At 39.1% G+C, this 13,298-nt stretch carries 14 protein-coding genes; 5 read left to right on the forward strand and 9 right to left on the reverse strand.

The annotated features are described in order from the left end of the window. From HXT37_RS03650 to HXT37_RS03685, 8 genes are all read right to left on the reverse strand, one after another. Positions 1–189: a hypothetical protein gene (locus HXT37_RS03650; protein WP_004111497.1), complete on the reverse strand. Its 189-nt coding sequence runs from the start codon at positions 187–189 to the stop codon at positions 1–3. A 110-nt stretch (positions 190–299) separates the two neighbouring features. Further along, positions 300–890 carry a DUF6466 family protein gene (locus tag HXT37_RS03655; RefSeq protein ID WP_033888760.1) on the reverse strand — a complete coding sequence of 197 codons (591 nt, stop codon included), beginning with the start codon at positions 888–890 and terminating at the stop codon, positions 300–302. Beyond that, positions 887–2,002 carry a vWA domain-containing protein gene (locus tag HXT37_RS03660; RefSeq protein WP_004111501.1) on the reverse strand — a complete coding sequence of 372 codons (1,116 nt, stop codon included), beginning with the start codon at positions 2,000–2,002 and terminating at the stop codon, positions 887–889. The genes HXT37_RS03655 and HXT37_RS03660 overlap by 4 nt, the downstream gene beginning before the upstream one ends. Beyond that, positions 1,999–3,135, reverse strand: coding sequence for a vWA domain-containing protein (locus HXT37_RS03665; RefSeq protein WP_421779268.1), 1,137 nt, complete (start codon positions 3,133–3,135; stop codon positions 1,999–2,001). The genes HXT37_RS03660 and HXT37_RS03665 overlap by 4 nt, the downstream gene beginning before the upstream one ends. After that, complete coding sequence (locus HXT37_RS03670; protein WP_004111504.1) at positions 3,135–3,662, reverse strand: hypothetical protein; 528 nt, start codon at positions 3,660–3,662, stop codon at positions 3,135–3,137. The genes HXT37_RS03665 and HXT37_RS03670 overlap by 1 nt, the downstream gene beginning before the upstream one ends. Position 3,663: 1 nt before the next feature. Beyond that, positions 3,664–4,605 (reverse strand): DUF58 domain-containing protein, encoded by a 942-nt coding sequence (locus tag HXT37_RS03675; protein WP_004111506.1) that lies wholly within the window; start codon positions 4,603–4,605, stop codon positions 3,664–3,666. Beyond that, complete coding sequence (locus HXT37_RS03680) at positions 4,602–5,726, reverse strand: AAA family ATPase (protein WP_033888761.1); 1,125 nt, start codon at positions 5,724–5,726, stop codon at positions 4,602–4,604. Before HXT37_RS03680 ends, HXT37_RS03675 begins: the two co-directional genes overlap by 4 nt. A 90-nt stretch (positions 5,727–5,816) precedes the next feature. After that, on the reverse strand, positions 5,817–6,533 hold the full coding sequence (locus tag HXT37_RS03685; protein ID WP_004106746.1) for a uracil-DNA glycosylase: 717 nt from the start codon (positions 6,531–6,533) through the stop codon (positions 5,817–5,819). Between the two features lie 127 nt (positions 6,534–6,660). On the opposite strand from HXT37_RS03685, the gene HXT37_RS03690 reads away from it, so the two are divergent. Together HXT37_RS03690 and groL are read left to right on the forward strand one after the other, a co-directional pair. Next, a complete protein-coding gene (locus HXT37_RS03690) occupies positions 6,661–7,329 on the forward strand; it encodes a LytR C-terminal domain-containing protein (protein ID WP_102703072.1) in 669 nt (222 codons plus the stop codon). Positions 7,330–7,529: 200 nt separating this feature from the next. Then, positions 7,530–9,155 (forward strand): chaperonin GroEL, encoded by a 1,626-nt coding sequence (groL, locus tag HXT37_RS03695; protein WP_012914136.1) that lies wholly within the window; start codon positions 7,530–7,532, stop codon positions 9,153–9,155. 106 nt (positions 9,156–9,261) lie between these two features. Here the strand turns inward: groL and HXT37_RS03700 are convergent, their stop codons facing one another. Further along, positions 9,262–9,555, reverse strand: coding sequence for a WXG100 family type VII secretion target (locus tag HXT37_RS03700; protein ID WP_004111519.1), 294 nt, complete (start codon positions 9,553–9,555; stop codon positions 9,262–9,264). Between the two features lie 51 nt (positions 9,556–9,606). Between HXT37_RS03700 and HXT37_RS03705 the strand changes: the two genes are divergently transcribed. From HXT37_RS03705 to HXT37_RS03715, 3 genes are all read left to right on the forward strand, one after another. Further along, positions 9,607–10,512, forward strand: a complete 906-nt coding sequence (locus tag HXT37_RS03705; RefSeq protein WP_102703073.1) for a hypothetical protein — start codon at positions 9,607–9,609, stop codon at positions 10,510–10,512. 78 nt (positions 10,513–10,590) lie between these two features. Beyond that, entirely contained in the window at positions 10,591–11,331 is a 741-nt protein-coding gene (locus HXT37_RS03710) for a response regulator transcription factor (RefSeq protein ID WP_004111521.1), read from the forward strand. A gap of 2 nt (positions 11,332–11,333) precedes the next feature. Further along, positions 11,334–13,280, forward strand: a complete 1,947-nt coding sequence (locus tag HXT37_RS03715; protein ID WP_421779269.1) for a sensor histidine kinase — start codon at positions 11,334–11,336, stop codon at positions 13,278–13,280. The last annotated feature ends 18 nt before the right edge of the window (positions 13,281–13,298 follow it).

The following is a 13,298-nucleotide window of genomic DNA, read 5'->3' on the forward strand; positions in this document are numbered from 1 at the left end:
CTATATTCCTCCGCGAATGTTATATAACGCATACGCTTGTGCAGAAATATTTTTCATACTATGACGAAAATGTTCGGCTGCAAGCCCTTGCCAATCTTCTAATTCAGTCGCTGCGGATTCTGCCATAACGCAGCGAACGCACTCTTGAGTGCGTTGTATAAGCCATTGCCATTCGTAATATGTGTGCATAATCGTTATTACACACGTTTATTAATGAAAAGTCACTAAAAAATATTCAATGTGGTTAAAAGGTTATTAATGCTTATTGCTTCGCTTATAGATAATCGTTGAAGATTTAATTACCAAGGCTTATTGCTGCTTTCATCAGTTTTAGTACGTTTTTCTGTCTTTTCTAAACCTTGCTGGTCTTCTTGATTCTGTGAAGATTGAGAATCCACATGATCGTTCTGTTTTAGCAAGTTTTCAACTTTATTGCGCTGAGTATTGTCCAACTGAGGCTTAGACGAATCTGACTGCTTTTTATCTTTAGAAGAATTGTTAGAATTATCGTTTTTAAAATGATTGTTATGCTTTTTCGGTTTCTGCTGCTTATTAGTATTGTTTTGATTCTGCTTTAATTTTTCTGTTAACTTTCGTGATAATTCAGCATTTTTGTCAATACTATTTCGAAGTTGAGGAAGCAGTATCATTTCTTGAGATTTAGCATCATCAAATTGCGCATCAGTTTGCTGTTGCTGAGTTAAAAGCACATTCTTGTCGCTATCTATACTCTTGGAAGATTTTATGTTGGAAATAAGGCTATCAGTAGCAGCATTATATGTGTATTGTGCTCTCCAATTTACGATAGCAAAATACGCTACGAATATCGCAATAATCAAGAATAAGAATGTAACAATGCGAATAATTGTGCGACTAGACATGTGCTTCATACTAATTTCCTTGAAGTTATAAACCACGACATTAATTCCCAAATTAAAAGTATCGACGCAAATATTGCAAACGGCCAAATAATTGGTTCAGGTCTCAAACGAGGTTTTGCTGTCTCGTTCATTCTCCATTGGTGTGAAAGAATTGGTTTTGCTTCGTCTCCAAATGTTACGTTTAAAGATGAGTGCATATACTTGCCGCTAAGCTCATCGGCAATATTTCGCAAGTTCTTTTCATCAAGCTTTGAAATTCCAGGATTTCCTGTAGCAGGATCAATAACCCATTGATTAGAGGTATTGTCTTCGCTGTAGTCGTCAAGTTGCAGCTGTGTTTTTTCCAAAGGTATTTTAGCTCCTTTAGATGAGCCTATTCCAATAACAAATGCGTTAGTAATATAAGCTCTGAGCGATGAAAATGTGCGGCGCTTTCGTTGTGTTGTTTCCTCACCATCGCTTAAAACATACAAAACTGTTGTATCATCTGGATGAGCATCATGTATAGCTTTTGCAGTAAGCAAAGTTTGATCTATAGGAGCGTCAAGACTAGTTCCAGTAGCTACGCTAGTTGGTTCAGTTCGTAAAGTATTTATCCAATTGTCAACTGCTCTAGCATCAGGCGTTAATGGAACATCGACAGACGTAGAAGCACCAAAAGAAATAGCAGCAAAACTTGAGTTAGCATAGGATTTTGTTATTTGACGAATAATATTCCTTGCTGCATCAATACGCTCAATCTTACTATTTTTTGCATAATCAGCGTCTTTTGCTCTCATTGAACCTGTTATATCTAGAGCAATAATCACGTTTGTTGCATTTACTGCTCTTTGTAAAGTTGAACGCATAATACTTGGAGATAGCACGCAAATTATTAGCATTATGCATATGCCAATACGTCTTAATCTCATGCAAAAAGTTTCATCACTTGATCCTGGTTTCCTACGTATAGGCACAATTTCAAAAAACATTGCTGCCAACAAAACTAATATTGCAATAATCGCAATAATCCAGCCATATGATGGAGAAAAAACCAACTGACCTGCTTGAGAAGTGTCAGAAGCTTCAATTTTAGCGTGTGCAAACAGTAGGGTAGTAGCAGAAAATAGTGTTGTTGTCATCGCTTCATCCTCTTTGCAATAGCTAGCCAAATCACAACGCTAAACACAGTAAGCAAAACCCAAAGACCAGGATCGTCGCTAAATGCAGACTGAGCAGCGCCTTGAGGAATTGCAGTATGTCTTTTTTCAATTTCTTTTACTAAATTAATAACAGAATCAGAATTGCGTTGAGAAAGGAAAATTCCGCCATGAGATTCAATAAGCTGTTTCATTTCTAACGTAGCATCATCATTCTCATTCTGTTTTGCGCCAGAATATAACCCGTCGACAGTAATTTTAGCTTGCTTTGTTAAATCTAAAGCTTGCTTTAATGAGTAAGTTTGTTTTCCAGAAACAACATTATCTGTAGCAAGAACAATGGAAGAACTTCTATTAAAACGGCTTTGTATTTTATGGTTATTATGAGCAGAACCATAAATAAAACCTGGAAGCATTGCTGCGCAACTAACTAAACCGTCTCCAATAAGAGATGTTGCGTTTTTGCGATTTTGAGTTCCTTCAAGCCAGTCAGAAATTTCCTGATATTGGCGTTGTTGTAAACGATTAATACGACTTTGCGATTGAACTCCGCCAAGCAAATTTGCAGCATATTGCAATTGTTTTTTAGCTAGTCGATAATCGTCAGTCAGTGGAAAAACTGTTCTAGATGTGGAGTTAAAAATGCTTAATCCAATGCGTTCACCCTGAAAATGCTCAATAAAATTAAGATACGCTTGAATTACTTCGCGATCATATGGTAAAGCAGAACCTGAAACGTCTAAGCATAAAACAATGTCTCTAGAACTAACTTGCTCGTTCGCATTAAACACTCGGGCTGGTCTAGAAGCAACAGCAAGCGAACTGCATAAAGATACTACCAATGCAGCCGCAGCAAACCTTCTAAACATTCGCCACATATACCATGAATGACTAGTAGTAGTTCCTTGTAGATCATTGTCAAAAGTAAAAGTATAGAATTTTCGCGTAATATTACTAGTTTGACTCTTATACTTCTTTTTTAAAATATTGCTACGAATGGAATCTAAAATTAGTAAGATAGCAAAAATTGATGCAGAAACAACAACGCCTGCAACAAAAAGCAAAGGCCATTGCCATCTCCATGGCCATATGTATTCCCAAACATTATTACTCATCAACGTTTGTCCTTCGTTTGCCAGCCTTCAAGCAATACTAAAACCCATTCAGCAGCCTGCTCAACAGTAGTATTTCGCGCTTGCTCGTTTGCTTTGCGATCAGCAAATTCTGGAGGATACAAAGCAGATATTGTTTGGCGTAACATATCAGCACCTTTTTTATTGCGCCATTTCAAACGCAAAGAAGCCAATTCTCCCAAAGTGTGAGTTTGAATATCTTCACCGCTCATCTTCGAAACATAAGATCTAGCAATAGAAGCCAATTCTGCACAAGCCTGATCTTTAGTAAGTTCATTGTTATGATACTTCTCAACAATCGCATCAATATCTTTACGCCAAGCTTGTTTGTTTACATTATGAACGTGAACTGCTTCTGTAGAGTTGCTACTTTCAGTTAATTTTTTTGGCTTTTTAAAAGAAAAATATAAAACCGCAAAAGCAATAAAGATAACAACAAGCGATGCAGAAAGTAGTATTAAAAAAAGCGTTTCATCATGTAAAGGCTTTTGAATATCTTCCAGGCTCATTCTATTCAACCTCCTTGTTAAATGAGTCAGCAAGATAATTTGTACGGCTCACTTTTTGTGCAGAAATATGGAAAACTTCTTCACTTGAAGAACCATAAATTATTGAAGATTGAACACCAAGCAGCATATCGTATAAAGCGTTTATTCTAAAATTTCTACGAGCTTCGACTTCATTTTTATTTGATTCTTTTTTCAAAAACGCCGGTACTTTACGTAAAGTAATTCCATCAAATATTTGCAAATCAATTGCAGAATCAAAAGGATTAATAGGAGAGACAACAATAACTACAAGCTTATGATTTTGCGTAATTTTACGCAAAGATTCAGAGTTATGAGCTTGTAATGCATACTCATCAGTTATTAAAACTACCAGACCATTATTGTCAATATTTTTTAGTAACGAAGTAAGCAACGCATCAATGTCTCTGGTATTCCTACGAGTATTAAGCAACGTATAATCTAGATTTCGCTCAAAATCAGAAAGATTACTAGCAGAATGAACATTGATAACGTTTTTTCCATCTGCACACAACAAAGAAACAGCATCATGACGTTTTAAACTCAAAGATGCAAAAAAGCATGCAGAGTTAGACGCAACTTCATACAGAGATTCTCCAGAAACACAAGCTCCATTCATATTGATGCTTGTATCTAAAGCAATCCAAGTATGAGAAGACGAAGTACGCTCTCTAGAAGACACCATAGGTTGTCCAGTTCGAGCACTCGCAGACCAATTCATCATGCGAGCTTCATCTCCTGGCTGCCACGCGTGTATGTCAATAACATCACCTGTGCCAAAACGTCTGTGCGAAGGATGGTCTCCCTCTAATAAGCCTAAAGCTTTACGCGCAATAGGCAAATCAATTCGCTGATCCAAAAGCTCAATTTTGCGACGCACGGCTTTAGCAGGTTCAGATAATACTAACCGCTTCGTACGCATCATGGCACAGGAACCGTCTTAACTAATGCATCAATTACTTGATCTGTAGTAATAGAATCAGCTAAAGCTTCAAAAGTTAAAAGTATGCGATGCCTTAACACTTCATGCGCAAACAATTTAATATCTTCAGGTATCACATAATCGCGTCCAGAAAGTAAAGCGTGAGCTTGAGCAATACGAATAAGTGCAATTGATGCACGCGGGCTAGCTCCCATACGAACCAATGAATTAATTGTAGGAAGTGGATGCGTACCTTCACCGCGAGAAGTTGCAACAAAATCAACTACATATTTCATAACTGCTTCAGAAACGTGTATGCGACGCGCTGCAGTACGCATAAAAACAACATCCTGCAAACTTATGCGTTGAGTATTTAGCTTTGAAGGATCAACGACATCCAATCCGCGTTGAGTAAGTAATTGCAGCATACGAACTTCCTCTTCAGGATTAGGGTAAGTCATAACTGCCTTTACCATAAAACGATCCATTTGGGCTTCTGGAAGATTAAATGTTCCTTCTTCCTCAATTGGATTTTGCGTAGCAATAACCATAAATGGTTGAGGCAGAGGAATTCTTTCGCCTCCAATAGTTGTTGCTCCTTCTGCCATAGCTTCAAGCATTGCAGATTGAGTTTTTGCATTTGAGCGATTAATCTCATCCAACAAAATAACATTTGCATGGATAGGACCAATTTGCGTAGTAAAATGTTGAGAAGCAAAATCAAAAACTTGAGTACCAACTAAATCTGCTGGCATTAAATCCGGAGTACACTGCACACGACGGAAACTACCTGACATAGCTGTTGCAAGAGTTTGAGCAGCAGTAGTTTTTGCGAGACCTGGTACTGATTCAATAAGAATGTGTCCGCCTGCAATAAGAGTAAGAATAAGAGACTCTCGTAAAGCGTCTTGACCGACTAAAGTTTGTGCAAAACGTGCGCGCAAAATATTTGCAATTTGCTGACAACGACGTATGTCATCACTCGAAATAGTTGCAGTGACTTGCGCACTTGCATTAGAAACAGCAGACGGTTGAGGTACAGCTGATCCAATGCCAAGCTTAGAAGCAATTGAAGTTTTATCGGTTAACGGTTTCTTCTGTGGTTGCGGTGGAAATAATGCCATAAGAGACATTTTAACCGATATGCAGTACTGACATGTTCAAAAATGGCATTTTTATTGTCTTTATAAGATAATTTGCAATATTTAAGACAATTAGATTTCTTGAGAATCTAGGGACCAATTAATTGGCGAAACTCCCATATTAATTAAGGCCTGATTAGCTCTTGAAAATGGATGCGATCCAAAGAATCCTCGCATTGCAGAAAGAGGACTTGGGTGCGCTGAAGTAATAAGAGTTGCATTCGTCAGCAAAGGAGCCAAACTTTGCGCATTACGACCCCATAAAATAGCTACAAGCGGCAATGGATTACCATTGCAATCAGTTCTATTGTTTAATGCTCGAATAGCTGCATCGGTTACAGGCTCCCAACCTTTTCCTTGGTGGCTATTTGCCTTACCGGCCTCAACAGTTAAACATCTGTTAAGAAGCATCACACCCTGCCTGGTCCACGGTGTTAGATCTCCACTTTTTGGAGTTTCTACACCTAAATCGTTTACTAATTCTTTATAAATGTTTATGAGACTTTTTGGCAGTGGGCGCACTTTTGCAGCTGTGCAAAAACTTAAGCCTACTGGATGGCCCGGCGTTGGATATGGATCCTGGCCAACAATTAAAACTTTAATGCTTTTTAGTGGAATAGAAAAAGCACGCAAAATGTTGTGGCTAGCAGGAAGAATATGATGTCCGCTTTCTATCTGCTCTCGCAAAAATACTCCCATTGCGCGTATTTGTGGCTCAACTGGCTTTAATGCTTCAGCCCAATCAGGATCCATTAGCTCGTTTAAAGGTTTAATATTTTGAGGATTCATATTGCTACTGTATGTCAAGGCATACCATAAAAGGAAACCAATCAAATTTTCTAAATTTGTGCTTTGTGCTAAGCATTAGATAGTATAGATTCATTATTGTTTAAATGATTTTATAAGGAGTGCAATTATGGCGCGAAATAATCAGAACGTGTCGTATACGCCTGATGCTTTTGATGAGCCACCAGAGGGACCGATTGGAGTTCATCGTGGAAATCCTGCGTGGTATGCCGTAATACTTCCTTATTTTGTTGCATTAATTGTTGCAGCGGTTGTTGGTGTTTTGGTTTGGGCTATCGCTTCTGGCGAAATCTCACATCTTCCGTTGCCTTGGAATCATCAGCAACAATCATCTCAATCAGCATCGCCTTCTAAGACTTCTGAAAACAAAAAGTCGGTTAAAAGCGACGAAGATAAATCTTCTGAAGGCGAAGATGACGACGATAATAAATCTGAAGAAAATAAATCAGATAGGAAAGATGCTGGTGACTCTAAGGATAATTCAGCAAATGATTCTAAGACGCAAACTTCACTAGATAAATCAGTTGCTGTGAAAGTTCTTAACGCAACCAAGATAAGCGGTCATGCTGCTGCTGGCGCAGATAAGTTAAAGCAAGCGGGATACGCAAATGTGACAGCTGGAAATCCAACTGGTAAAGTCCCAGGCGAGTCTGTTGTTTGGTATAAAGACGATTCACAAAAAGCTGCAGCTGAAGATATTGCAAAGACTTTAGGTATTAGTGCTGTCGAAAATGAAAAACAAATCGTTTCTCCGATTGTAGTTGTGCTTTGCAAGTAATATTTTTCGCATAAAAATAACCGGTTAGAATTATTTTCTAACCGGTTTTTATGTATAAACGCCAAAAAAGTTGGCACTCGGGTACATAGAGTGCTAATCTTCAAATTAGCACTCAAGCCTTGAGAGTGATAATAAGCAGCTGACGGCTTATTACTCAAGATTGCAGTGAAAAGTTCATAAATAACGTATGTGGAGGAACTATGGCAAAGATTATTGCCTACCAGGAAGACGCCCGCCAGGGTATGCTCGCCGGTTTGGATAAGCTTGCAGACACTGTTAAAGTTACACTTGGTCCAAAGGGTCGCAACGTTGTATTAGATAAGACTTACGGTGCACCAACTATCACAAATGATGGCGTTTCTATCGCTAAGGAAATCGATCTTGAAGATCCATACGAGCGTATTGGCGCCGAACTTGTTAAGGAAGTAGCTAAGAAGACTGATGATGTTGCAGGCGACGGTACTACAACTGCTACTGTTTTGGCACAGTCTTTGGTGCATGAAGGTTTGAAGAATGTTGTTGCAGGAAGCAACCCAATCGCTCTTCGCCGCGGCATCGAAAAGGCTGCTGAAGCAATCGTCAAGGAATTGCTTGCTTCTGCAAAGGATGTTGAGACCAAGGAACAGATTGCTGCTACTGCTACGATTTCTGCAGCTGATCCTGAAGTTGGCGAAAAGATTGCTGAAGCTTTGGATAAGGTCGGTCAGGATGGTGTTGTCACAGTTGAAGACAACAACAAGTTTGGTCTTGACTTGGACTTCACTGAAGGTATGCGCTTTGATAAGGGCTATATTTCCCCTTACTTCGTCACTAACGCTGACGATCAAACTGCTGTTCTTGAAGATCCATACATTTTGCTCACTTCTGGCAAGGTTTCAAGCCAGCAGGATATCGTCCACATCGCTGAGCTTGTTATGAAGTCTGGCAAGCCATTGCTTATTATTGCTGAAGATGTTGATGGTGAAGCATTGCCAACACTTGTTTTGAACAAGATTCGTGGCACTTTCAACACTGTTGCTGTTAAGGCTCCAGGATTCGGCGATCGTCGTAAGGCTATGCTTCAAGATATGGCTATTTTGACCGGTGCACAGGTTGTTTCTGACGACCTTGGCTTAAAGCTCGATTCTATCGACGCTTCTGTGTTTGGTCACGCAGCTAAGGTTATTGTTTCTAAGGATGAAACAACTATCGTTTCTGGTGCTGGATCTAAGGAAGATGTTGATGCTCGCGTGGCTCAGATTCGCGCAGAAATCGAGAACACTGATTCCGATTACGATCGCGAAAAGCTTCAGGAGCGTCTTGCTAAGCTTGCTGGCGGCGTTGCTGTTATTAAGGTTGGCGCTGCTACTGAAGTTGAAGCTAAGGAGCGTAAGCATCGTATTGAAGATGCAGTTCGTAACGCTAAGGCTGCTATTGAGGAAGGTTTGCTTCCAGGCGGTGGCGTAGCTTTGGTTCAGGCTGCTGCAAAGATTGAAAAGTCTCAAGCAATCACAGAGCTTAAGGGCGAAGAAGCGACGGGTGCTGCAATCGTGTTCCGCGCTGTAGAAGCTCCAATCAAGCAGATTGCTCAGAACTCTGGCGTTTCTGGAGATGTTGTGCTCAACAAGGTGCGTGAGCTTCCAGAAGGCGAAGGCTTCAACGCTGCAACCAACACTTACGAAGATTTGATGGCTGCTGGCGTTACTGACCCAGTTAAGGTAACTCGTTCTGCTCTACAGAACGCTGCTTCTATTGCAGGTTTGTTCTTAACCACTGAAGCTGTGGTTGCTAACAAGCCAGAAAAACCAGCTGCAGCACCACAAGCTGGTGCCGACATGGGCTACTAAATTAAAAGTTGTAAAAATTTTATAGCTGAATAGCTCATAGTAAATGGCGGTATGCTCACAAGTAAAGTATACCGCCATTTATATTTCATTAGATTATTCAGACTATTCAGCCCATTCCAAATAGGGAAGTAGCTTGAGCTTCCGCATCAAGATACACTCCTGACGCATGTTGCATAGCTTGCTGAATTGCTTCTAATGATTGTTCCATTTGTTGTTGCGCCGCTCGCCACTGCTGAGCGGTCGACGCAAATTGTGTAGCCGCCGATCCAGTCCACACGCTCTGCAATTGCTGTAAATTGGTATACATCCCGTTGACTGCATCTCTAATTGCACTAACCGAGGTTCCAACGGCTGCCGCAGCCTGCTGAATTTGCTCTGAATCAACTCGAAATTGTGCCATATTTCCCCTCCATTTGTTTTGCGTCTAAATAAACGCTTTTTATAAATTATTTTGCGAAACATTCCAAATAAATTAAGCAAGGATTTTTATAATGCTACTTTTACTTGTGTGATGTCACGCTATTATGAATATATGCCATCAAAAAACTACGAAAAAGATTCATGCACCAATGTGGTTAAAAGCTTAACTTGCACGCGTATTGCAAATTTTAACTACCAGCATTCTCATTCAAAACTATTTTTAGCTAAACGCGTATTGCTTTTATTAATGGCATTTTTATTTAGTTTTTCTTTTATTCTTCCAACTCTTCCAATAAATTCGCTCATATTTTTACCTTTAAATAGAGTAAATACAATTAATGCATATGCTGAAAGTAATGAGCAAAATTCTGGAATAGTTGCAACAGACTCAATAACAGACACAGAAAATTTGCTTGGGGATTCTGTCAGTAAAGTTGCTGACATGATTGAGACAACAAAAAAGCGTACAGGAGTAAATGTTAGGCTCTTATATTTGTCTACTTTTGGAAATACAAAAAATCCATCAAAATGGGCTAGTGATTTGTTGATTAGTACGCTTCCAGCTAAAAATACTGTGCTGCTTGCAGTAGCAACTCATGATGGAAGATTAGTTGTAGCTGTTTCGCCTAATTCCGATGAATGGCTCAAAAATAAAAATACTGTAGACTCGTTATCCGATGCAGCTTATAAGCCATTAGTAAGCACAACTGGAACGCATTGGGATCAATCTGCAATAATGATGATGAAACAAATAATGCGTGCAAAACGTACGTCAACAACTTCTTCTGCAAGTCTTATTTCTACAATTATTATGCTATTAATATTGTTGGCATTATTCTCAATAGTCGCGATTATTCTGTTTAGAAAGAATCGCATACAACGTCAAATACTTGCTGGTGTTAGAAAAGCTCGTAGAAGGCACGCTCGTCACAGGTAGACAAAAATATTCGATAACTTGTTTTATTTTCAGCAATTATTCAGGAAACATTCAGCTTGATAAGTGATGCTAATCAATATGAGTAAGAACGTTGAAGCATCTATTGTCGTGGTCGATGACGAGCCATCAATCCGTGAACTTTTGGTAGCATCTTTGCATTTTGCTGGGTTTGAAGTAGAAACTGCTGCATCCGGCTCAGAAGCTGTTGAAGTAATTGAACGAGTAAATCCAAATCTTATCGTTATGGATGTTATGCTCCCAGATATTGATGGTTTTACTGTTACGAGGCGTATTCGTCAAAATGGAATTAAAGTTCCTGTATTGTTCCTAACTGCAAGAGACGATACACAAGATAAAATTATGGGTCTAACCGTTGGTGGAGATGACTACGTTACAAAGCCATTCAGCTTGGAAGAAGTAGTGGCAAGAATACGAGCAATTCTTCGCAGAACACAAGAACCTGATGAAGAAACTCATATTATAAAAGTTGCGGATCTTGAGATTAACGAGGATTCTCATGACGTGACTCGATGTGGCGTGCCAATCGAACTTAGCCCAACTGAATACAAACTACTTCATTATCTTATGGACAATGAAGGTCGAGTTCTGTCAAAAAGCCAGATTTTGAATCACGTATGGCAGTACGATTGGGGCGGAGACGCAGCAATCGTTGAATCTTATATTTCTTATTTAAGAAAGAAGATTGATGGCATTGAAATTACTGATGATTCAGGAAAACAGCAAAAAGTAGTTCCTCTTATTGAAACTAAACGTGGCATCGGTTATATGATTCGAGAGCCTAAGGCAGGTCAAGCCTGATCATGCAATCTAGTAATAATAACTACAATAACGCTGAATCAACTATTAGCAACAGCACAAATAATAACTCTAAAGATGATTCAGATGTTAGAACTGCTGGAAAAAGTGTTGCGATAGAGCTAAGTGAAAATAACAAAAAAAACAAAAAGCCTCGTAAAACCTGCTGGCTACGTCGTCGCATAAATGCAATACCACTGAGTACGCGTTTAGTTGCATGTACTCTCGCTATTTTAACTGTAGCCGCTTTTTGCATATCACTATCAATTCAGCAGCTCGTAGGAAATTATTTGCTAGAAAAAACTGATGTACAATTAGCAAGTCAAGCGCAATTTGTTTATGACAATGTTGATTCATTGCGCATGAAAAACTCAAATCAATCTTCAGTAGGTCCAAATAATTACTTTATGCAAGTTAGAGATACGCATAATAAAATTATTTCTACTCCATTAATACCAATTAAAGGATCGGTTGTTTCGGTTCCTAAACTTCCTGCAGACGGTTTTGATAGTAAAAAAATTGTTACCCACAAGCCTTACACAGCACCTGCAATCGTCAAGGGGAATGCTAATAAAGTCGATGCAATCACTAAAAAGGCTGCAACAGCTCCATGGAGAGTTTTAGTATTAACGTGGGGTCAAAAAAATAGCTATAATTCAGAGTTAAGTGTTAGCGGTTATGTCTATATTGCTTTATCTCTTAGCGATCAAATTGATACCGTTAGCACACTTACTCGTTACTGTATAATGGTGAGTATTGCAGTTATTTTGTTTGGAGCAGTATTTTCAGCAATTATTATTCAATCAGCTTTAAGACCGTTAAAACGAATTGAAAAAACAGCTTCAAAAATTGCTTCTGGAGATTTAAGCAAACGAGTTCCATCTGCTCCTGAAAATACTGAGGTTGGATCTTTAGCAGCTTCTCTTAACTCTATGCTTGCTCGTATTGAAAGAGGATTTAATGAGCAAGAAGATATGACAGAAAAAATGAAGCGATTCGTTTCAGATGCAAGTCATGAATTACGTACTCCATTAGCTGCAATTCATGGATATGCTGAGTTATATACAATGTGGCGCAACATGCCAGGAGAGCAGGAGAGAGCAGATGACTCTATTGCCCACATTAAGGCTTCTAGCGAGAGAATGACTGAACTAGTAGAAGATTTGCTTTCTTTGGCGCGTTTTGATGAGGGTCGTGGAATTAATATTTCACAGCAAGTTAGCTTATCTCCAATACTTTCTGACGCGGCTAATGATCTACATGCTCTTGATCCTGCTAGATCCGTTCAACAAGGCTATTTAACTATTTCGGATGAGTGGAAGCTTATGAGTTGCACAAATTGCGATTTTGAGCGTAAGCTCCAATTCCATGTTGGTACACTTCCAACTGTTACGCTACTCGGTGATGGTGCTAGATTACGCCAAGTAATGACAAATATCGTAGGAAATATTCATAGATACACCCCTGTTGATTCTCCTGTAGAAATTGCAGTAGGAGTTATGAAGGCGTCTATAACTCCAAATGAATTATCTAAATTACCTTCTGTAAAAGAATCACTGAAGGAGTTTTTGGAAGCAGCGGAAGTCAGCCAATCTACTGATACGGGTCATAAGTATGCTGTAATTCGAGTTGTTGACCATGGCCCTGGAGTTCCAGAAGAATCATTGTCTAGAATTTTCGAGCGTTTCTATATTGCTGACCCATCAAGAGCTAGAGAAAAAGGTGGAACTGGCTTGGGTATGGCAATTGCGCAATCTGTAGTAAAAGCACATCATGGTTTTATTTGCGCAACTATATCTTCTCCATTAGAAGCATCGACCAATTCTAAAACTAATCTTGATGACACTATGGATGGGTCTGAGCAAATAGATGTTAAAGCTCATGGCCTAACTCTTACTGTAGTTCTGCCAGTTAATGAAATCGATGAGCCTTCTAAAATTGTTAGCGATTAAAATATTGGCATTAGCAAC

The organism is Gardnerella sp. DNF01151, assembly GCF_049244235.1.
Classification (GTDB): Bacteria; Actinomycetota; Actinomycetes; order Actinomycetales; family Bifidobacteriaceae; genus Bifidobacterium; species Bifidobacterium swidsinskii.